17 protein-coding genes are annotated in these 21,352 nt (G+C 33.8%); 15 read left to right on the forward strand and 2 right to left on the reverse strand.

Going from position 1 to position 21,352, the window contains the following annotated elements:
• The 7 genes from ACKTS5_RS09615 to ACKTS5_RS09645 all read left to right on the forward strand — a co-directional run bounded on the left by ACKTS5_RS09615 (position 1) and on the right by ACKTS5_RS09645 (position 5,577).
• Positions 1-417 (forward strand): hypothetical protein, encoded by a 417-nt coding sequence (locus ACKTS5_RS09615; RefSeq protein ID WP_408043656.1) that lies wholly within the window; start codon positions 1-3, stop codon positions 415-417.
• A 188-nt stretch (positions 418-605) separates the two neighbouring features.
• Entirely contained in the window at positions 606-1,085 is a 480-nt protein-coding gene (locus ACKTS5_RS09620; RefSeq protein WP_408043657.1) for a hypothetical protein, read from the forward strand.
• The gene (locus ACKTS5_RS09625) at positions 1,078-1,563 is read left to right on the forward strand and encodes a hypothetical protein (protein ID WP_408043658.1); all 486 of its coding nucleotides are present in this window, start codon (positions 1,078-1,080) and stop codon (positions 1,561-1,563) included. Before ACKTS5_RS09620 ends, ACKTS5_RS09625 begins: the two co-directional genes overlap by 8 nt.
• A gap of 3 nt (positions 1,564-1,566) precedes the next feature.
• Positions 1,567-3,228 carry a PhoX family protein gene (locus tag ACKTS5_RS09630; protein WP_408043659.1) on the forward strand — a complete coding sequence of 554 codons (1,662 nt, stop codon included), beginning with the start codon at positions 1,567-1,569 and terminating at the stop codon, positions 3,226-3,228.
• Positions 3,229-3,264: 36 nt separating this feature from the next.
• Positions 3,265-3,894 (forward strand): ATP-binding cassette domain-containing protein, encoded by a 630-nt coding sequence (locus ACKTS5_RS09635; RefSeq protein ID WP_408043660.1) that lies wholly within the window; start codon positions 3,265-3,267, stop codon positions 3,892-3,894.
• On the forward strand, positions 3,891-5,141 hold the full coding sequence (locus tag ACKTS5_RS09640) for an ABC transporter permease (protein ID WP_408043661.1): 1,251 nt from the start codon (positions 3,891-3,893) through the stop codon (positions 5,139-5,141). Before ACKTS5_RS09635 ends, ACKTS5_RS09640 begins: the two co-directional genes overlap by 4 nt.
• Positions 5,134-5,577, forward strand: a complete 444-nt coding sequence (locus tag ACKTS5_RS09645; RefSeq protein WP_408043662.1) for a hypothetical protein — start codon at positions 5,134-5,136, stop codon at positions 5,575-5,577. The genes ACKTS5_RS09640 and ACKTS5_RS09645 overlap by 8 nt, the downstream gene beginning before the upstream one ends.
• A 714-nt stretch (positions 5,578-6,291) precedes the next feature.
• On the opposite strand, the gene ACKTS5_RS09650 is transcribed toward ACKTS5_RS09645, so the two are convergent.
• Positions 6,292-7,380, reverse strand: a complete 1,089-nt coding sequence (locus ACKTS5_RS09650; protein ID WP_408043663.1) for an adenylate/guanylate cyclase domain-containing protein — start codon at positions 7,378-7,380, stop codon at positions 6,292-6,294.
• A gap of 249 nt (positions 7,381-7,629) precedes the next feature.
• Here ACKTS5_RS09650 and ACKTS5_RS09655 point away from each other — a divergent pair, with 249 nt between their 5' ends.
• From ACKTS5_RS09655 to avs2, 8 genes are all read left to right on the forward strand, one after another.
• A complete protein-coding gene (locus ACKTS5_RS09655) occupies positions 7,630-8,199 on the forward strand; it encodes a dihydrofolate reductase family protein (protein WP_408043664.1) in 570 nt (189 codons plus the stop codon).
• 3 nt (positions 8,200-8,202) lie between these two features.
• Positions 8,203-8,766 (forward strand): TetR/AcrR family transcriptional regulator, encoded by a 564-nt coding sequence (locus ACKTS5_RS09660; RefSeq protein WP_408043665.1) that lies wholly within the window; start codon positions 8,203-8,205, stop codon positions 8,764-8,766.
• 4 nt (positions 8,767-8,770) lie between these two features.
• On the forward strand, positions 8,771-11,029 hold the full coding sequence (locus tag ACKTS5_RS09665; RefSeq protein ID WP_408043666.1) for an ATP-binding cassette domain-containing protein: 2,259 nt from the start codon (positions 8,771-8,773) through the stop codon (positions 11,027-11,029).
• Positions 11,030-11,622: 593 nt separating this feature from the next.
• Complete coding sequence (locus ACKTS5_RS09670) at positions 11,623-11,967, forward strand: nucleotidyltransferase substrate binding protein (protein ID WP_408043667.1); 345 nt, start codon at positions 11,623-11,625, stop codon at positions 11,965-11,967.
• A 19-nt stretch (positions 11,968-11,986) separates the two neighbouring features.
• Entirely contained in the window at positions 11,987-12,331 is a 345-nt protein-coding gene (locus ACKTS5_RS09675) for a nucleotidyltransferase domain-containing protein (RefSeq protein ID WP_408043668.1), read from the forward strand.
• Positions 12,332-13,026: 695 nt separating this feature from the next.
• On the forward strand, positions 13,027-13,626 hold the full coding sequence (locus tag ACKTS5_RS09680; RefSeq protein WP_408043669.1) for a DUF6642 family protein: 600 nt from the start codon (positions 13,027-13,029) through the stop codon (positions 13,624-13,626).
• A gap of 1,124 nt (positions 13,627-14,750) precedes the next feature.
• A complete protein-coding gene (locus tag ACKTS5_RS09685; protein WP_408043670.1) occupies positions 14,751-16,490 on the forward strand; it encodes a hypothetical protein in 1,740 nt (579 codons plus the stop codon).
• Between the two features lie 16 nt (positions 16,491-16,506).
• Positions 16,507-20,934 carry an AVAST type 2 anti-phage system protein Avs2 gene (avs2, locus tag ACKTS5_RS09690; protein ID WP_408043671.1) on the forward strand — a complete coding sequence of 1,476 codons (4,428 nt, stop codon included), beginning with the start codon at positions 16,507-16,509 and terminating at the stop codon, positions 20,932-20,934.
• Between the two features lie 18 nt (positions 20,935-20,952).
• Here the strand turns inward: avs2 and ACKTS5_RS09695 are convergent, their stop codons facing one another.
• Complete coding sequence (locus ACKTS5_RS09695) at positions 20,953-21,168, reverse strand: hypothetical protein (protein ID WP_408043672.1); 216 nt, start codon at positions 21,166-21,168, stop codon at positions 20,953-20,955.
• Positions 21,169-21,352: the final 184 nt, after the last annotated feature.

A 21,352-nucleotide genomic window follows, 5' to 3' on the forward strand; every position in this document is an offset into this window, starting at 1 on the left:
ATGAACCACAAAAATGTCACCATTCAACTGTTTAACGATTTGAATCGTTGTTGGGAAGCGTATCCTAATAGCAAACATCACGAAATAGCCCTGAACACGAAAGATGTTACCAATCAAGACCAAAAATGGACAATTATTGATCATAGAATCACGGTAAACACGCGTAATTCTGGTACTAAAGTAGCGGAGTGCTACCCGAAATCCAATCGTCTTGAAACTTCAAAAAACGATGGAGGAAATCAGGATCAAGTATTTCAATTTGAACCAGTACCTGAGGAATCTAATGTGTTTTATATCAGTTGTAATACCAAAAATCAGGGAAAGTTGTACGTCTATGGAAACTCAGAAAACAAAGAAGGTATCGGATTGCGTTCTTTCAATGAATCTGACACAGAACTCTACTGGAAAATTAATTAATATTTTCCAGTAATGGGTACTATTTGCACTATCTCCCTAGTATATGGGGAGATTTTTTTGTTTTAGTGACCCCGTTAATTTTAACAATTTCTTTATCGCAATCAAGTTGCAATAAAATGGGTTTTTGTTATATTTGCAACCTAGTTGCTTTAATGTTTCTAGAAACTATTAACTATAAACCTAAATTTATGATTACGGAATCACATGTAACAGCTGCCCAAGAATCTTGGGGACAAGGAGTAGTGGCCATTGGAGCACTGCTCGAAAATTTTGAAGCTTGTAAATCCTATGCTACTGATTTTCTGGATTCACATTATGCTTTTGGATTATCTAAAGTACTTTTTAAACCGACTAAATGCAGTCAACAACAGTTCAGAGCAACGCGTGAAGAAGCTCTTTCCTATTTTATCGCTGGAGACGATAGGGCTTGCAATGAAGATAAGGGTTTTGCTCTTGCACCGTGGACGAATGTCAGGTTTGAAAATACCGGGATAATTATTGATGAACAACGTGCCATTGCTATGGGAAATTACTACTTCACGGATACAGATGGCAAAGAGGCAAAAGTTGAATATACCTTTGCGTATCGTTTAGTGGAGGATAGTTTATTAATTGATGTTCACCATTCATCTTTTCCTTATAACACAGTAGAATTAATTAATGCATAAGCAATTATATTTTATCTGCCCTACGGACTGCTTAGAACCATTGATTAACAAATCATTTTCCTCTGAAAATTATTTTTACACCTCATTAGGAAATTCAATAGCCTCCGAAATTCAATACAATGCTCATCTCTTAGAACTGATTAAAATAAAAAATATCAAAAAAATTCGTTTGGTGTTGTCTGATGAGAATCGATTGGTTTTGGAGGCCTTAGCAGGTATCAATTATAATGGCATTCAAGGAGTGTCTCATTTTGCCAAGGAATTTCACCCTGAACAGCAAGAATATTGGTGGAATAGTCAGACCATGCTTTTATCGGTATTATCAAGCTATTTACGCAAGGTAATTGCACGCATTCATCAAGAACTACCGCTCACCTCGACAATTGATATTAAAGGGTTGATATATCAAAGAACAGCAAATCGATTTCTCGAAATCTACCCCGAGTTCCTGTGCTTGAAAAAACGTGACTTAAATTAACAAATGACATATAATAGAAGAAAATTTTTGACCTTTCTAGGAAAGGCTGGAATTGGAGCAGCAGTACTTCCGCACGCTTTTTTGGCTTGCAATACCGCCACAAAAAACACGAAGAACAATGGTACTAGCGCTGGAGGTTCCTTCGATTTTAAAGGACTGGAACCGAGTACAGATGACGAACTCAAATTGGCCAACGGACTGCGATACCGTCCTATAATAAAATGGAATACTCCGATAAACGATCAAGACACCTTTGGGTATAATAATGATTTTACCTGTTTTTTGCCCTTGGATAGTCAAAACCCTAAAGACGGTCTTTTATGGGTGAATCACGAGTACGTAAATAGCTTATTTGTTTCTGGTTATGACCGTCACGATAAGGAACAAAAACGGAGTATAGCGCAGGTAGACAAAGAGATGTACAATGTTGGAGGAAGTATTATAAGAATTCAACAAAACGCTGCTGGGCATTGGAATTTAGTAGAAAATGATGCCTTTAATCGAAGAATTACAGCCAAAACTCCCATCGAATTTAATTGGGATGTTCCTATCAAAGGAGCTAGGGAAGCCATAGGTACGCTGAGTAACTGCTCGGGAGGTATAACCCCTTGGAACACTTTTTTGAGCTGTGAAGAAAATTACGACAATTGCTTTGGAGAAACGATGTACGATCAGGAAAACGTTCCTAGTCATATGCCGAGTAGTTATGGATGGGAACAGTTTTACGACTATCCGCCTGAACATTACGGTTGGGTAGTTGAAATTGAACCTTTGACCGGTAGCGCACAAAAACACGTAGCCTTGGGGCGTTTTGCTCATGAATGTTGTACGTTGGTTTCACTGAAAGACAAGCGCGTAGTTGCTTATAGCGGTGATGATAAAAATGACGAACACTTGTATAAGTTTATCGCTTCGAAACCCGAATCGTTAAAAGAAGGTACTTTATATGTCGCTAGTTTGGAAAAAGGGCAATGGCTTGCCTTAGACTGGGACAAACACCCCGTTTTACAACAGCGCTTTGACAATCAGACAGAAGTACTTATCAGGGCACGAGAGGCGGCCAAACTTTTGGGAGCAACCCCGCTTAACAGGCCAGAAGATATTGAGATAGACCCAGTAACGGGAGCTATTTTTGTCAGCTTGACCAATAATAAAAAACGAGGTGATTACCACGGATCAATCTTAAAAATAGAAGAAGCTGGTGGACGCTATGATGCTTTGCGATTTACTTCAAGTACTTACAAAGCGGGCGGAGAAGAAACAGGGTTTTCCTGTCCTGACAACCTCGCTTTTGATCAAGTTGGAAATTTATGGATGACATCAGACATGTCGGGAAGTGCCATGAATAAACCAGATAACGCATACACGAATTTTAAAAACAACAGTCTTTTTGTGATTCCTCGTTATGGAGATAGGGCCGGAGAGGTTATTCGAGTGGCAAATGCTCCCAGCGATGCTGAATTGACCGGGCCATGGTTTGCTCCAGACGGAGACACCTTATTTTTAAGTGTCCAGCATCCTGGTGAACAAACTACAGATTTAACAGCACCAACAAGTCTATGGCCGTTTGATAATGATGGAATACCAAAGTCAGCGGTGGTAGCTATCCAAGGACCTTTACTGGGATACTTAAGAGCGCTGCCTACAAAAGAATCAAACTCTTAAGAAGAGCTGATTAACTCATTTATACTACTACTAATTATGATATGTGCTACCAACCTTAGTTATCAATATCCAAGAGCTGAAAAGCTCTTGGAATTTCCAGATATAGAGCTTGGAGAAACCGAAAATTTACTCATACAAGGGCCGTCAGGAGTTGGCAAAACAACCTTACTTCATTTATTGGCAGGACTGTTAACTCCGCATTCCGGGGAAATTACGATTGCAGGTTGTCAGATTCACGAGCTCAGCAATCAAAAACTTGATAGATTTCGAGGCCAGCAATTAGGAATTGTATTACAAAAAAATGATGCCATACATTCACTCAGTGTTTGGCAGCATTTAGAAGCAAGGCTCTTATTCAGTAAAACTTCCACCACATTTATGGCGATGCAAAGTTTGTTATCCGAGCTTGGTTTGACGGCATATAAAAACCGAAAACCCTCACAACTCAGTCAGGGGCAACTACAGAGACTAGGCATTGCCTTGGCAGTCGTACACAAACCGAGGGTTATTTTAGCTGATGAACCTACGGCAAGTTTAGATGATGTGAATTGTCAAAAGGTAATGAAGCTTTTACTGCGACAGAGTAAGAAGTTAAAAGCGAATCTTTTAGTTATTTCTCATGATCAACGCATTCAATCGTCCTTTCAAAAGATTATATCTTTATGAATCTCTGGAAAATTCATCAAAAATACCTCGAAAAAAAGCCACTCTTAGCCATACTTACGTGTATTAGTTTGGGATTTTCGTGCATGCTATTACTCGGAGTACAGCAATTAAAAACATCTTTTGAACAGCAATTCAAGGCGAATGTTGGAACTATTGATATGGTTGTGGGGGCTAAAGGAAGTCCGCTGCAATTAGTATTGTCTTCTCTTTTACACATCGATACTCCAACGGGGAATATTTCGTGGCAAGAAGCTCAAAAACTGGCAAAAAATCCATTGGTAAAATCGTCGATACCTTTAGCTTTTGGCGATAATTATAAGGGCTATCGGATAGTAGGAACGGATACTTCATTTTTCGAAAATTACAAGTTACTACTCAACGAAGGACGTCGACCAGAACGAAGTTTAGAAATTGTAGTAGGAGTAGAGGCTGCTAAAAAGTTACACTTAAAAGTTGGGAGTTTAGTGACAAGTACTCATGGTCTTATCAATGAGGGACTTGAAACCCACGAGGAAAAATTTCGTGTTGTAGGTATATTAGCCCCCACCCATACCCGCATAGATCATTTACTACTTACTAGCATCCAAAGTATTTGGGAACTCCATCACCATGAGAAACCACGGCTTGCAGGAGCCGAGGAGCACCTTCATAACGAGAAACACGAACATGAGGATGAGCACCGAGGGGATTCCTCAGAACCTACCCGAGAAATAACGGCACTTTTAGTACAATTTAAAAGGCCTTTAGCACTTGTAACATTACCCAGAAACATCAATCAACAAACCAATATGATGGCAGCCTTGCCCAAATACGAGTTAGACAAATTTTACAACTATTTGGGTTTAGGTATGCAAACAATTCGGGCAATTGCCCTTGTGATCTTAATCATCGCGTTGGTCACTTTGTTTGTTTCTTTATATAAAATGGGTCGTGAGCGAAGTTATGATTACGCCTTATTTAGAAGCTATGGAGCTAGTCATTTTCAGTTGTTTTTACTTTTGGTTTTCGAGGTATTTACCATAGTGATACTAGGAGGAGTGTTGGGGTATATAGGGTTTAGATTGTTGCCTATTTGTATTGGCATATTTCAGAAAACACCAAATTTTGACACTTGGTTGCTCCCGTTAAACTCATCGGTACTGGTTCAGTTTATACTTTTGTTGTTAGGAATAGGAATCACAAGTATTTTACTCGCCATATATCCGATTTTAAATCTCAATGTTTCAAAATTACTGAAGGATGAATAAAATAGCTGTAGGCCTCGTAGTCTTCATAAATATGTTTACCTATGCATACGGACAAAAATCCATTTCATGGGCAACTCTATCAAAAGTTCGTTTTACCGAAAAATATTTTCCCGCTTATAAAGAAACCTATTTGCATCCTACATTTTCGTCGACAGTTAAGGCTTTGAACGGTCAAATGATACGGATAAAGGGATATTTTCTAAATCTCGACCCGAAAGGACAACTTTATATGCTTTCAAAAGGCCCTATGGCTGCTTGTTATTTTTGTGGTGTTGGAGGACCTGAAACAGCCATAGAGCTCGTGTTTGATACCCAACAAAAACTCCCTACAGATACTCCTGTAATCGTAGTGGGGAAACTAGAACTCAATGATTCTGATATAGAACATTTTAATTATATCCTTAAAAATTGTAAAATGGAACGCATCAAAGCATAAGAATCCGATTTTTAGTGTAAACGATATCGGAACAACCCCTTGTTTTAGGAAATTCGACTCCGTCTACCCTTAAAACGAGTAATCCCATACCGTAAAGTAGCTGGTAATCTCCTAGAAAAATGTTGAGAATGCTATTAGGGAAATCAAGACCAATTGCATATTGTAGTTATTAGTGGAAATCAGGCAATGATGCAATTAGCCTTGGGGGGACTCATATTTTTTTGTCTAAAAAAAAATAGAGGTATTTCAATTTCAATTTCATTTCGTAAAAAATTGATACTTAAAATTACAATAAAAAAACGTAAAACCCTAATTGTTAAGTGAATAATATTTGTTTTTGTTTTAAAAATGAATGGTTTGGACAAAAAAAGAAAGAAGTGATCCCCTCCGTGGAAAAACTTCTTTCTTAACTAACTACTACTAAAACTACATTACTACGTGTAATCTTACCCACAATGTATATTGTTTTGATCTCTTTAAAATAAAATATAGTTGAAAGTACTTTTAATATCGATGAATGGTAAATTAACATAGGTTAATGGAAAAAAGCTCCCTAAGGAGCTTTGACATTCAGAATTAACATAAAACAATAACCCCATCATTGTTATATGTTAGCCGCAAAGCTAGTTATATGCTGTAATGAAAAAGCTAATGGAAAGTTAAGAACATGTTGTATTGTCAGAAATGGCAGCCCGGTGCTTTTAGCAATTCAACCTAGAAATTACGCTGGATAGCATGGATTTTTACACGATTGTTTTTTCCCTTCAATAAAACAGCTCCAAGATAATCAGCATCAATAACTGTAGAGGAAGTTGACTGCAGCTCATGTAATAACTGTTCGGAAATAAGCAAACTCACTTGGTGGGTATTGCAAGCCGCCTGAATTCTCGCACAGGTATTCAGGACATCGCCGTGATACGCCAATTCTTTTTTAACAAAGCCTACTTCAGCAACCATTACGGATCCTCCGTGCAATCCGGCCTTAAATTCAGGAAACACACCGTACTTTTGAAGGTAATAACTCAAACGATTTTCACGCTTTTTATTAAAAGCAAAAAAGATAGAAACGCAATTTTGCCTGTTTAAACCTCGGTCATAGTTCCATGATAACACGGCTTCATCACCTACATATTGGTAAATTTCCGCATCATAAGCTCGTAATATCTCGTTCAAATCAAAAAAGCAATCTTGAAGAAACTGACTGTAAAGGTGATGCCCTAATTTCTCCGCGATTCCCGTCGCGTCCTTTAAGTCTAAAAACATAAAAATACGTTGTTCTTCCTTCGGTATTTTATAGGTTCCCAATAGCATTTTTATAAATGTGCCTGCTCCAAACCGCTCTCGAGCGATTTTTATAAAAGAAGCTACCACAGAGCAAAGTAGGACATACCAAATGACCGCCCAAAACCGTTTTTGATGAAACCACCAGCCCGCTTCCAGTTGTATACCCACTGAAAATATTTTAGAAATAACAGTCAGCGAAGCTGTAAAAACAAAGATGATGGCAGCAAAATGCAATAAAGTGTTCACTACCAGTCCGAGTCCCAAACCTAATTTCTTGAGGAAATATTTTTCGTAAAAAAAGTCCACGATCCCATATAAAACACCAAGTCCTAAACCAATGTACAAAGCGATACTATAAGGACTTACGAGTATTACTTTTTCAACTTCTTGAACACCAGGGACTAGTGAGGCTTGTTCCAGGCCGAAATATCGAAAGAAAGCATAGGATTGAAAGGCAAAAATCCAGAATATTACTGAGTGCATCAAGGTATTTACCAGTTGTCGGTTATGAGTTCTCATAGGTTTTGTTTACAGATTTGAAGGTACAAAACTCTATATACAGTTTCAATTTTGGTAAAAGAAATAGTTAAATCGAGATTTTTTTTACCAATGATGCTACGCTGTAATTAGAAATTTTAGTTCAAATGTTAGCATCCTAATAATATTTTCTGAACTTTAAGACGATACCTATGATTTATAGTAGGTATAGCTCTTTTGTACCTTAAAATTATACACTGTATATTTGTAGCGAAATTACAACATTACAGTATGAAAAGTAGCACGCAGGGATTTGTGTATATCGCAACGAGTTTAGATGGTTTTATAGCCCGTGAAGACCATTCCATTGATTGGTTGATGAAGTATCCGAGGGATCCTGAAAACAAAGGGTTTGAAAATTTTACCGCAGCAATGGATGCCATCGTTATGGGGAGAGGAACTTTTACAACGATTTGCGATATTTATAAAGACACGACAAATCCAGAGGATATTATATATAAAAAACACATCTATGTAATCAGTAGTAGTTTAAACCCAACGGCAATCCCAGAAATTTTTAAGGATAAAGTAACGGTTTTAAACATGTCTCCACAGCAAGTAATGGACTACCTGCACGAGCTTGGTCTTCAAAAGGTTTATGTAGATGGAGGACAATTGGTTCAGGCATTTATTCGTGAGGGACTCATTTCTGAGATTATTTTGACACAGGTACCGATACTCATCGGACGAGGAAAGCGTCTTTTCGGAGCAATTCCTGATGATATTGATTTAGTCTTAGTGAAATCGGAAACCAATCCGCAGGGGTTTGTTCAAAGCAGGTACCAACTTCTTAATAAATAACTCATGAAGAAAAGTAACTTAGGACGTCCTACCAATGACAAGCTGGTATTAACTAAGAGGATAATAGTAGCTAAAGCTATTGAGTTATTGAATACAGAAGGAGAAGCTGGACTTTCTTATCGCAAATTGGCAAGAGAATTTGATGTCACGGCCATGGCTTTAAAGCATCACATCGGTACGCGCAAAGAACTGCTAAAGAGCATGGTACAACAGGTGTTTTCAGAAGTCAATACATACGATATGCTCGAAGATCCTAAAAGTAATATCCGAGCACTCTTGGCAAACTATTACAGCTGTGTTTCACAACATCCTCAGGTAGTGAAATTGGTATTAATGGATCACGATTTGTTTATCAATGAATTACAACAACTCACTGAAACGATCAGAAATCAAGCAATTGCAATTGTTAAAGATGAAGTAGAAGGGGGTTTGATGGCTGATATCATTGTCGATTACACACATGGGTTTGCCCTAGCAGCAACTGCTCAGAATACAAATACCTATTTGGGAACATTGAGCATCACAGATTTTCAAAAAGGAATCAATTGGATTTTGGCCAAAGTTTAATCGTATGAATGATATTGTAGTCAAAGGCGCGCGACAAAACAATTTAAAAAATATCTCCGTAAAAATTCCTAAAAATAAGCTGGTCGCTTTTACGGGGATGTCAGGATCTGGTAAGTCATCATTGGTTTTTGAAACCATTGCCGGAGAAGCACAACGACAGTTGTTTGAAACCTTTAGTACTTTTGCCCAATCACGACTCCCGAAATACGAACAAGCCGATTACGATGAGATTTCCAATCTGTCACCTGTAATTGTATTGGCACAAAAGCGCATTGTCGGAAATTCGCGATCTAGTGTTGGCTCTCTTTCGGAAATTTCATCTTATTTACGGTTGCTCTTTTCAAGGATGGGAACTCCTGAAGTTGGGGTGTCTAATCACTTCTCACCTCATACAGCAGAAGGGAGCTGTCCAAATTGTAGAGGAGTTGGTCAACTTAAAGAGCTTCAAATAGATCGATTGATAAATACAAAATTATCATTGAATACAGGGGCGCTCTTATTTCCGGATTTTAAGGTGGGATCTCTGGCCTGGAAATTAGTGGTGAACTCCGGACTTTTTGATATCGATACAGCGCTTATGGACTTTAGTGAAGAGGACATGCAAACCCTATTATATGCCGAGAATATAAAGTTTAAACTTTCTCCAGGAGATCGAGGTTTTGAGGCAAACTTCCACGGAGTTGTTACCAAGATACAACGCGGTTATCTTACAAAAAATTTCGATGCCCTATCTAGTAGCCGTCAGAAAGCAATTGCTCCATTTATCAAAGCAACCGATTGTAAGAGCTGCCATGGAACCGGTTTAAAAGAAGAAGCTTTAGCCTGTAAAATTGAAGGAAAAAACATTGTTGACTTAAGCGCTATGCAACTTACTGAGCTCTTGACCTTTTTCAGGTCTATTGATGCTCCCGAGCTAGTAACAGTGCTGTCCCAACTAATTAAAAGAACAGAGAGTTTGGTGAATATCGGGGTGGGATATTTAAATTTGTCACGCCCTGTAAGAAGCTTGTCGGGAGGTGAAGCGCAACGTGTTCAACTCGCCAAGCAACTAAGAAATAGTTTATCAGGAATGATATATGTGCTTGACGAACCGAGTACAGGATTGCATCCGAGAGATGTGGCCATCCTTGCTGATATCCTTAAAGCACTCTGTAAAAAAGGAAATTCGGTATTGGTAGTAGAGCACGACCCAGATTTAATAAAGGTTGCCGATTGGATTATTGACATGGGACCGTTAGCAGGTAAAAACGGGGGTGAAGTAGTTTTTGAAGGTACTTATGAGGCTTTATTGTCATCAGAAACTACAAGTGGTAGGTTACTTAAAGCTAAAATTACTCCAAAAACAAATTATAGGTCTTGGTCAAATAGTTTTGTTCTTAACAATGCAACTGCCAATAATCTTAAAAACATTAGTTTGCGAATTCCCAAGGAAGTATTCGTATGTGTTACGGGAGTCGCAGGATCTGGTAAGAGCTCCTTGATACATAAGGAGTTTCTAGTTCACCATCCAGCTGCCATAGTTATTGATCAAGCTCCCGTAGGAAAGTCCATCCGATCCAACCCAGCTACCTATACTGGAGTTTTCGAAGGTATACGGAAGTTGTTTGCCTCAGAAAATCCTGGAACAAAAGCTTCCTTGTTTAGCTTTAATGCTGAAGGAGCTTGTTTGCATTGCAAAGGATTAGGTTTTACTTTAATGGATTTGGCTTTTATGGAGTCAGTGAAGTCTACCTGCCCTCATTGTGAAGGCAATCGATATCGTAAAGAAGCCTTAAAGTACAAGTACAAAGGGAAAAACATAGCAGAAGTACTTGAGTGTACTATAAACGAGGCTTTGGATTTTTTCGAAGAGCCCAAAATCCTCGCCAAATTGGCAATCTTGGAGGAAGTAGGTTTGGGATACTTACAACTCGGACAGACCTTGTCTGCATTGTCTGGTGGTGAGTGTCAACGCGTAAAATTAGCCAGTGAATTGCATAAAAAGGGACAAGTATATGTCTTAGATGAGCCCACTACAGGCCTACATATGTCAGATGTTGAGCGGATGATAGACCTTTTGAATCGATTAGTAGATGCTGGGAATTCAGTTATTGTAATTGAACATAATTTAGATATCATGAATCAAGCAGATTGGATTATTGATCTAGGACCAGAAGGAGGAGAAATGGGGGGAGAACTGCTTTTTGAAGGAACCCCTAGAAATTTGCAGTTGACAGGTTCAGGCCATACAGCAAACTATCTTAAAAAGTATAACTTAGGTTGAGAGTTTCTGCCCCATGTTCATGAAATTCGTAAGAAAAGAATATACCAATAGCTACCCATGTATCTATTAGATCATAGCAACAATTTCATTTCGTCTCCGTATATCATAGTTAGCACTTACCTTTAAACAGCCGTTGTAAAAAGAAGAGAATAGTAAAAAATAAGTTGTGATAATCAGGGTGCCATGTCTTAATAAGGCTACTGTTTATATGATTGATTATCAGTGATAAAACTAGGTTGCAAAAATAAAGCCAGAAAAATTGAGAATAACTAAGAAAAGGTTATTCTGGTCAAAGAAGACTTTAAGATACATCAACATAGCTAGAGCAAAACTTTGACAGTATATAGATCCTATAATATTTTGACTCGATAAAAGTTGGCAAAGACAGAACAATAATACGTGCGGCGAATACGATACAAGAAGGGGCGCATTTGGTAAATGTTTATACACCCGTCAGTTGCAATGAAAACGAACAATAATAATTGATTGCTATAAAATATGAAGAAATCTGCTGGTGTTAAGGTAAAGAGTATACGCTGGCATTTACGTCTGGAAAATTACAACAAAGCGCTATAGCGCAATTGAACAATGCCATGAACATTGTCAATGATCGAGAATTGAGTGAACTTGAATGGCAAGGGGTAATTCAATCCTTTGAATTTACCCATGAGCTGGCTTGGAAGGTGATCAAAGACTACTTTTTATTTCAAGGGAATTCGGAAATAAGGGGGAGTAGAGATGCCACACGAGAAGCTATAAAGTACCAATTAATTTCGGATGGTGATGTCTGGATGCATATGATAAGTAGCAGAAATAGTACATCTCATACCTATGATGCCTGTACGGCTAAGCATATAGTACAACGGATTACTAAGGAATATATCGTGCTCTTTAATAAATTAAGTGAAACGATGGAAGCTTTGATTGAATTAGAATAAAAACATTAAATAAATAACTATGAGAACTTTTGGATTAAGTAATCGAACACTGGATACAATACTAAGGGTATTTTCAAACAATCCACTTATTGAGGAAGCTGTCATTTATGGTTCTAGAGCAACCGGAACCTATAGAGCAGGCTCTGATATTGACATCAGTTTAAAAGGAGCAAACCTGTCATTTGATAGTCTTTTAACAATTGATTATCAACTGTTAGAAAGTTCTATTCCCCATAGTATTGATTTGGTTATTCACGAGCATATTACCAACTCTAAATTTAGATCAGAAATTGACCTGCACGGGGTAACCTTCTATCAAAAAACGTCATCAAAGAAGTTAGCAATTCCAATGCTGGAAGCATAGTCTAAGTATTTCTATTCGCAGAATCGAGCGTTGAATTTCGGAAACAGCCTACTGAATACCTATGCATGTAGCACAGCTCTCTAAGAACCTCGTAAGTCATTAAATTAGAGTATGGTAACAAGAGGGAGGCGATTTGATTTGAGGTTACTAATTGTGGATGATATCATATTAACCAATACTAGTAAAACGAAAAGGAGGGAAGAGGCTAATAATGTGGGTATAGCTAAAAAGAATGCTGGAAACCTTGTTTTGGGACTAAATGTCAGAATAAAAATAAAGTTCAAGGAAGGCTGTAGTAAAAACAATATTCACAAAAATATGCTTCATCCCATATTGATTTGGAAATTGGCATCAACAGTGAATCACTTTTACCGTAAAAAATAAATTATTGAAGGGACAAAATTTCTTAATTGAAATTTAAAACAAAGCTACTCTCATAATTTCAAAAAAGTATCAGTCAAACTCGTAATTTAAGCATTTATGAGAATTCATTATTCCGTATCATTATCCATGAATTTAGAAATATTCAATTCTCAGAGAGTGTCAAAAAAACTGCAAATGTGGGGAGTGAATTAAAAGCAATTCATAATATACGGACTGAAAAGTATGATGAGCGAAACATAACACTTTGAAGATTTTTTTTAATTCCCAGACTTGTATTATTTTTGTTCTTCAGCTCCATTAAATACTACAGTTTGTTAAACAAAATAAATCAATTACCTCAAGAAGCATACAATAACACAGACTACTTTATATACTGTTTAGAAGGCGTGGATGATATTGAAAATCAAGAAACGACAACTTCACAAATTAAACTAGAGGAATTGACAATGCAATATGGAATTTCAAGTATTTACAAAACTTGTGACTCTATTGAAGGACTTGAAGAAAGCCTAAATACCTTAATTTTAGACGATCACCACTTCAAGAATTATGAAATCATCTATTTGGTAATGACAGGTGAAGCAAACAGCATCTGCTTAAATGATTATTACTATAGTCTAAAGGAAATCGCAGAGATTTTTGAGGGAAGTCTAAATGATAAAATATTACACTTTTCGAATACTAAAGTACTTGATTTAGAGGAGGAAGAAGCGCAGTATTTTTTAGATATTACGGGTGCTAAAGCCATTTCAGGCTACGGTAATGAATATACTAGTATAGCTAGTTCAGAGCTCGATAAAGCTTTTTTCAACCTATTTAAAAAAGACGATGATATGTTTAATGTAGTTGAAGATCTACATAAAAAACATTATAAACTCTGTAAACTTCTAGATTTTAGACTCTATTACTAACCTTTTAATGTTCTCATTTACAGGTGTTAGCTATTGTATTCATCAAGATATTCACTAAGGTATTTTAATGATTAATACTAGGAGAGGAGTGACAAGTACAGTCGACTTACGCAATGCATCAATTAAATAGTTGGCTCGTTGTTAAAACAATGGATGTTTTTTATATAATTCATTGATAACCAGATGTGTAATTGGGGTATCTACGTTTTTACATGAAGGTAATTATTCATAATCGAATCTAATGCAGCTAATATATATCATTATTATGTTAAATAGGAACTATGATTTTTCCTTGACTAAAGAGAAAACAAGAACAACACTAGACTCAACAACCTTAATAACAGTATTTTACACATGTTTAACTGATAGGATTAAGTGTGTATAGTTATTTGGATTAGTTAATTCTGTAAAGTCTAAATAGTGATCTCAGATAATAATTTAAGGGATTCATTGATGATTGACATCTAATTTAAGAACGGTACAAATATGAACAAAGTCAATTTTTAAGTATCCAGATAATCAGTATAAAACTGGCAGACTGGTTAAATTGAATTATCCGGAGTAGATGTTAAATTTCTAGTAGTGTCCAAACAATCATTAATTTTTTACTCTTGACGTCATAATTACGATTAACCAGAGCATCCTGTACAAGATTATGGCAAACATATTTTAAAATACGCGAATCTCAAACAACGACGTATTCAGCATATAGACATATAGCTTACAAGGAAATCCATAGGCATTATAAGTAACTGTAATTTCGTTTAACAGCATATCTGTCGATATAAATCAAAAAACATTAAATCTGATAGCATGCTAAAGGGTCTGATAAACGGTTATACAGAAATTAATATACAATTGTACTATAATGTTCTGCGTTATGTAACTTTGCTTTGGTAAAAAGCTTTTATCAATACTAATCTTCTTTTATTTTTTTCTTCTCAAAATGTTTCTTTAAAAATGTAATGGAATACTCTTTTTGCAGCTAGGGCAGAGGAGTGGAAGCAAAATGTGTATGGAATGGGTTTATTTAGTTAAATGTTAAAAACTCTTGTATCTTATACGTAGTCAAAGTAATACAGAATGGTTATTTTAACATTTTAAATTAGTATATGAGATTAAGTATGAAAATAGCAGTTCCATTTAGTGCTGCTTATCCAGATGAAGAGCCAAAGAGCTTAAATGAATATCTTGAAGGTATTAGCAAGCAAAAACTGCTTAAAATAGGAGCTTTCTTTTTAGGCTTTAAAAACCGTAGTTCAGCGTATTCTCATCCACATAGCTTCCTTAACATGTTTTTTAGTGAACAAAATATTGATGAAGCTAAAAGAATTGCAACTAATCTTGAACAATTCGTAGCACAAGATTCAACAAGTTTAGAAACTTATGAAATACCATATGTAGTGAGCAGTCTCTCTTTTTTTGAATTTGTTTTTGATAATATTGAAGATGATGTTGAGGATAGTTTGTCAAATGAAGAAATGGAAAAAAATATTCTCAAAGCGTATTTACTACTCAATGAAAATAATACTAAAGAAAAAGGTGAAATAGCAAGTGAAAGTACTAAAGATTTTCACATAACAAGAAAGCCAGCTTCTATTTTGTTATCTCTTCAACTGCATAATAATGATTTAACAAACTATTATTATGATAAATTATTTTCTACTCAATTAATCAGAGCAATGCTTTTTTTTGAGTTTTTAGAATCTCAAGAAGTTAGCCAGCATCTACTAGAGAATTTTTATAATAAATATGAAGTCAAAGATTATAAAGAGTACTTAAAACGAACCATTTCTTTAGCAATAATAGTAATTAATAGTGATAAAGAGGCTCATACAGATATTACAATTGATAATCCTGAGGAACGTAAAGAAGATATTGAATTCTTAGAGAAATTTATAGTAGCTAATGATGAGGTCTTAGAAGATACAGATTATAGAAAAATACGTTCCACACCTATATACAAAATTGAAGAAGGGAAATATCGAATTATTAGCCCAATGTTTGTTATTGAAATGATATATAACGGACTGTATTGGAAATTTAGACCAATTAATGACCAATTACCAAAAGGACAGAAGATTAAGAATTTTTATGATTTCAAAACTTATGATTTCTCTGAAAAATATGTTCTACATAGAATTTTGAAAGAATATTTTGGAAATAGATATTTTCAAAAAAATGGAGAGGAATTAGATGCAATGTGCAGTGGTGCACCAGATTATTATGTTAGAAATGGAAAAAGAATCTTTCTTTTCGAATCTAAAGATATTATGCTAAGTGCGGAAGTAAAGCAATCTTCCGATTATTCAATTATAGAAAAAGAATTAGTAAAAAAACTTTATAAAAAAGAAGATGATACTCCTAAAGCGGTTATTCAAATAATTAGAAATGTTGAAAGGATTTTAAAAGGTGAATTAGAGTTTGATTCTAGGTTAAAACCAAATAGAGTAATAGTGCATCCAATATTGGTATTACATTACAGAATGTTTAATGTTGGTGGGTTAAATAAAGTCATTAATTTTTGGTTTCAAGATGAATTACAAAAATTAAATGAAAGTGGGTTAGATACATCGAGAATTAAACCTTTAACAATAATTGATGTAGACACACTTATTTTTAATAAGGATGTTTTTTCTTCAAGAAAATTATCATTAGAGGAATGTTTAAGTGAATATCAAGATGACTATATAAATTTCACAGTAAAAGGAAGAAAGTATAATAATGAAGAAGAAGCGATTCAAGCTAATAAAAACTCTTATATACCATTCTCTTCTTATCTGGATGAAAAAATTGATAAATTAAATTTACGGAGTATTCCTATTGAACTAAAAGAAAAGGGATATGGAATTTTTGATGCTTAATAATTAAATGTTTTAAATGATTGAGAATTTAAACTGGAATAATATTCGACCTATAAATGGTTCTCAAAAAGAAGGTTTTGAGGAATTGGTTTGTCAGTTAGCAAGGAATGAGAAGATAAATAATTCTAAGCTTTTTACTCGAAAAGGCAGCCCCGATGCTGGTGTTGAATGTTTTTGGTCTATAGAAGACAATACTGAGATAGCATGGCAAGCTAAATTTTTTACATCTCCATTAACCAATACACAATGGGGTGAAATAGATAAGTCTGTAAAGACAATGCTCAATAAACATCCTAAGACAAAAAAATATATTGTTTCTATTCCTCAAGATAGAGCTGATGCAAGAGTAGATGGTCAAAAATCATTTCTCCAAAAATGGAACGATAGAGTTGAAAAATGGGAAAAATGGGCTAAGGAGAAAGGTTTAAAAATAGAGTTTATTTATGAAGGTAGTTCTGAGCTATTAAGTAAACTTGCTTTACCAATTAATTCAGGAAAGACATTTTTTTGGTTTAACAAAGATGAATTGAGGAATGAATGGTTTCAAAAGCATAATTCTGGAAAAATAAAAGATTTAGGAGCAAGATATACTCCAGAAATCAATGTCGATTTGGATATAAAATATGTTTTTGAAGGTTTGTTTTATACTCCAGAGCTTCAAGCCAAATTGAAGTCAAATATAGATGATGTAGACAGAAAGTTCAAATACTATATTCGTTATTTAGGTACATCAGGGTTAAATAATTTATTGAAAGAAAATAGCAAGGTATACAGTCAATTTTCTAATGCAATTCAGGAAATCAATTTAGCTTTTTTGAAATCCTTTAAAAGTTCTAAAGAACTGTTCAAATTACTTCTAGAACAAATTGAAGCTATACAACATAGCTTTCTTTACGAGGGTAATAATAAATTAAAAAATGATAAAATAGATGAATTACAAAAAGAATACATAAAGTTTTATCATTCAGTAGATATTTGTCTCAATTCATTTATTGGTTTTGATGGAGACTTGCTTGAAAAGCCTAAGTTATTGATAGAGGGAAAAGGTGGTATAGGTAAATCGCATTTAATTGCTGATGTGATTTTAGAAAAACAAAAGCAAAATCAACTAAGTATATTATTGTTGGGGCAACATTTTAACAATGGAGATATATGGGCACAAATATTATCTGACCTTGATGTCAAATTAACTAAGAATGAATTTTTAGGAGCTTTAAACTCAAAAGCAGAATCAACAAAATCTCGTATAATTATATTTATTGATGCAATAAATGAAGGAGAGGGAAAATATTTATGGAAAGACAGACTTTTAAGCTTTATTCATGAATTTGACAGTTTTGAGAATTTAGGAATTGTATTTTCAATAAGAGACACATACAATGATATAGTATTACCTGATAATTTAAATGATAGCTTAGAAAGGTTAACATTAACTGGTTTTGACAATGACTCTGAGGCTATTAAAATGTTTTTTGATTATTATGAAATCAATGAACCACCAGTTCCATTATTAAATCCTGAATTTTCTAATCCTTTATTTTTAAAGCTATTTTGTAAAGGTCTTTATGATAATGGATTAAAAAATATACCAAGCGGATATGAAGGAATATCTACTGTTTTTGAATATGTTATAAAAGCAGCAAACAAATCTATTTCAAAGAGATTGGATTATGATTGTAAAATGTTTGATTTGGTAAGTGAATCTGTTAAAATTTTAATTGAAAAAATTATTGAGTCACCATCTTTGAGAATATTTAAAAATGAAGCTTATAGCTTACTTACTAATGAATTAAAAAATCATGTTGAAAATAGTCGAAAAATCTTAACTGAACTTATTAATGAAAATATAGTCAATGAGAATGCTCTCTATAATCCTAAAACAGAAAAATATGATAGAGAAATTATCTATTTCTCTTATGAAAAATTTGGTGACCATTTAATTATTAACTCTATAATTGAAAATGAAAAACAAGAGCTTTTAGATAGTAAAATTATAAAACCAGAAATGAAGTTATATAACTTTGTTAAGGATGAATATTCAATTATAAAGAATAGAGGTTTAATTGAGGCTATGTCAATTCAACTTCCTGAAAAAATTGGCTATGAACTATATGAACTTTTAGAGAATAATAAACTTTATGATATAGGTCAATATTTTCTATATAGTTTAGTTTGGCGAAAAAATTCTAGTATTAAGGATAAGGTATTAGATTATATAAATAATTATATCGTCAAAGTAAGAGGTCTTAATAAACAGTTTAAAAATTTATTGGTACAACTTTGTATGAAGAAAGAGCATTATTTTAATGCAAGATTTCTTGATGGTCAATTGGAAAAAATGTCTTTAACCGATAGGGATGCATTTTGGACACTATTTATTAATCAAGATGAATACCAAGTTCAGCATATGCCATCTATATTGATAAGTTGGGCAAGAGAGAGTAAGATGTTCAATAGGTTAGATTTAGAGTCAAAAAAGCTTCTTTCGTTAACACTTACCTGGTTTTTAACTAGCTCTAATAGAACGATAAGGGATAATAGTACAAAAGCATTAGTTAAATTGTTTGAAAATGATTTAACACTATTAGAACAATTAATTGAGCAATTTAAAGATATAAATGATATTTATGTTTTAGAAAGACTTTATGCAGTGGCATATGGAGCTTCTCTTAGAACAGAATCTAATGAGGAGTTAAAAAAATTCTCTAAATATATATACGATTCTGTTTTTAATAACAAAGTTCCAAATGAACATCTTTTATTAAGAGATTATGCTAGAGGAGTTATTGAATTTGCAAATTATAGAGGCTTAACTTCTGGTATTAAATTAGACGATATAAGACCACCTTATGGTAGCAAGATGCCATCAAAACTACCAAGTCAAAAAGATATAGAGAAATATGATATCACTAAAGATAAAAAGAATACATCTCAAAATCAATTATATGATTATGTAATGGGCTTTAGTGATTTTGCAAGATATACAATTGGTACAAATGGTTCTTCTAAAATATCACTTATTACTATAGAGTCTTTAATAGCGTATAATAAGCTAAGCAAAAGTCTTAAAAAGAAAGAAAATGAAGCTTTGGACACTATTTTTCAAACAATTAAAGATTATAATGACGAGAAAATTAGTGATGATTATAAAAAAATGTTGAAGGTTGTTGTTGATAAAGGGGAGAAGTTTTTAGAAAACGTTTTTAATATTTCAAAAGATGAAGCAGAACAGGTGTATAATTACATGTTAAGTTATGTTAAGTCTAGTAATTATTTTGACAAGAGTGGTAAGTTTGATTTAGCCGACTTCCAACGATTAATTATTAAGGATGTTTTTGAATCAAGTAAATGGAAGCTAAAGAAATTTCAAGATTACGACCATGGCAAATTCGATTATTTTAACAAAAAACCATTTAGTAGAATAGAAGCTATTGGGAAGAAATACATTTGGATAGCATACTATAAATGGTTAGCAATTATTTTTGATAATTTTTTGATAAATAATGATTATGCTTCTACAAGTAAATGGGGTATTTATGATGGTTCTTGGAGTCCTTTTGAAAGAGATATTGACCCAACCTTAATGAATAAAGCTGCTATAAAAGAAAACGAGTATAATCGTTCAGAACCAACTTTTTGGTCACCTAAAGTAGAGATTAGTTTTAAAAAACCTAACAATGGTCAATGGGTTTTTGATAAGGAAGACATAGTTAATCCTAAAAAATTAATTGAAGTATCTGATAAAGATAATACTTGGCTAAATTTGTCTTCGATGCCATCATGGAAAGCTATAAGTGATGATGAAAATACGAGAAGAGAAGTTTGGTATCATATCAAAAGTTGTATAGTAAAAAAGAAGGATAAGAAAAGTATTCTTAAGGCACTTCAAGATAAATCTTTTTGGAATCATAATATACCTCAAGAAAGAGAAGTTTATGAGGTTTTTAGTAGAGAGTATTATTGGAGTGAAGCTTATAAACATAGAACTTATGATGAAGAAACTAGAATACTACACTCTAGTTTTACAGATGATAAATTTTCTGGAATAATGACATCAATACAATATACTTGGTATTCTGATAGAGATTTTTCTTTAAATGAACACGTTTATATTACTCGACCTAACAAAGGTCTTTATGATTTACTTGAATTACGTTTTAAAGAAAATGAACATTGCTTTTTTAACGAGAAAGATGAGTTAGTACTACATAATCCAGCTATTAAACTTCAAAAGGGGGTAGATTCGTTACTAGTAAGAAAAGATGTTTTATTAAGTAAACTTGAAGAACAAGAATTAGATATTATATGGTTTGTTTTAGGAGCTAAAGAAGTAATAGCTTCAAATAAAATAATTAATGAATCTCATATTAACAATGTTTTTTATTTTAATGAGGAAAAGTTATTAGCAGGGGATTTCAAACTAGAGGAAGCACGATTTGATTAGCAAGCAGAGATATAAAATTTAAGAAGATGACTTTCGTTTTTTGTGACCTATAGGATATTGAATCACTTTCTTTTTAAAATCATCAATCTCGTCTTTTAGTTTTTTGTTAGCATTTTCAATAAGGTCATTTTGAAGTTTCATAATGCGTAACAAGTCGTGAATGGCATTTAAGTTATCTAGTTGCGTATATACGATTTTCTCTAGGTCGGCTTTGGTATATTTAGGATATGGCATAAAATTTGAAATAAAGTTATTAACAATAAAAATTTAAGTTAAAATTACATTTATATAATTTTAACTTGCATAAAGTTAATTCAAACTTATAGATTAAATTTTAAAAACACAAGTTTAGATTACTAAAATTTAATTTAAACTTATATTTTAATAAGGATGTATTATATATTTAAGGTATAATACA

This window comes from Tenacibaculum litopenaei (genome assembly GCF_964514025.1).
In the GTDB taxonomy this organism is placed as follows: domain Bacteria; phylum Bacteroidota; class Bacteroidia; order Flavobacteriales; family Flavobacteriaceae; genus Polaribacter; species Polaribacter litopenaei.

Bases quoted from the DNA above. Each gene is read 5' to 3' on its own strand.
- ACKTS5_RS09615 (WP_408043656.1), top strand. From the start codon at position 1: ATGAACCACAAAAATGTCACCATTCAACTGTTTAACGATTTGAATCGT.
- ACKTS5_RS09620 (WP_408043657.1), top strand. From the start codon at position 606: ATGATTACGGAATCACATGTAACAGCTGCCCAAGAATCTTGGGGACAA.
- ACKTS5_RS09625 (WP_408043658.1), top strand. From the start codon at position 1,078: ATGCATAAGCAATTATATTTTATCTGCCCTACGGACTGCTTAGAACCA.
- ACKTS5_RS09630 (WP_408043659.1), top strand. From the start codon at position 1,567: ATGACATATAATAGAAGAAAATTTTTGACCTTTCTAGGAAAGGCTGGA.
- ACKTS5_RS09635 (WP_408043660.1), top strand. From the start codon at position 3,265: ATGATATGTGCTACCAACCTTAGTTATCAATATCCAAGAGCTGAAAAG.
- ACKTS5_RS09640 (WP_408043661.1), top strand. From the start codon at position 3,891: ATGAATCTCTGGAAAATTCATCAAAAATACCTCGAAAAAAAGCCACTC.
- ACKTS5_RS09645 (WP_408043662.1), top strand. From the start codon at position 5,134: ATGAATAAAATAGCTGTAGGCCTCGTAGTCTTCATAAATATGTTTACC.
- ACKTS5_RS09650 (WP_408043663.1), bottom strand. From the start codon at position 7,380: ATGAGAACTCATAACCGACAACTGGTAAATACCTTGATGCACTCAGTA.
- ACKTS5_RS09655 (WP_408043664.1), top strand. From the start codon at position 7,630: ATGAAAAGTAGCACGCAGGGATTTGTGTATATCGCAACGAGTTTAGAT.
- ACKTS5_RS09660 (WP_408043665.1), top strand. From the start codon at position 8,203: ATGAAGAAAAGTAACTTAGGACGTCCTACCAATGACAAGCTGGTATTA.
- ACKTS5_RS09665 (WP_408043666.1), top strand. From the start codon at position 8,771: ATGAATGATATTGTAGTCAAAGGCGCGCGACAAAACAATTTAAAAAAT.
- ACKTS5_RS09670 (WP_408043667.1), top strand. From the start codon at position 11,623: ATGAACATTGTCAATGATCGAGAATTGAGTGAACTTGAATGGCAAGGG.
- ACKTS5_RS09675 (WP_408043668.1), top strand. From the start codon at position 11,987: ATGAGAACTTTTGGATTAAGTAATCGAACACTGGATACAATACTAAGG.
- ACKTS5_RS09685 (WP_408043670.1), top strand. From the start codon at position 14,751: ATGAAAATAGCAGTTCCATTTAGTGCTGCTTATCCAGATGAAGAGCCA.
- avs2 (WP_408043671.1), top strand. From the start codon at position 16,507: ATGATTGAGAATTTAAACTGGAATAATATTCGACCTATAAATGGTTCT.
- ACKTS5_RS09695 (WP_408043672.1), bottom strand. From the start codon at position 21,168: ATGCCATATCCTAAATATACCAAAGCCGACCTAGAGAAAATCGTATAT.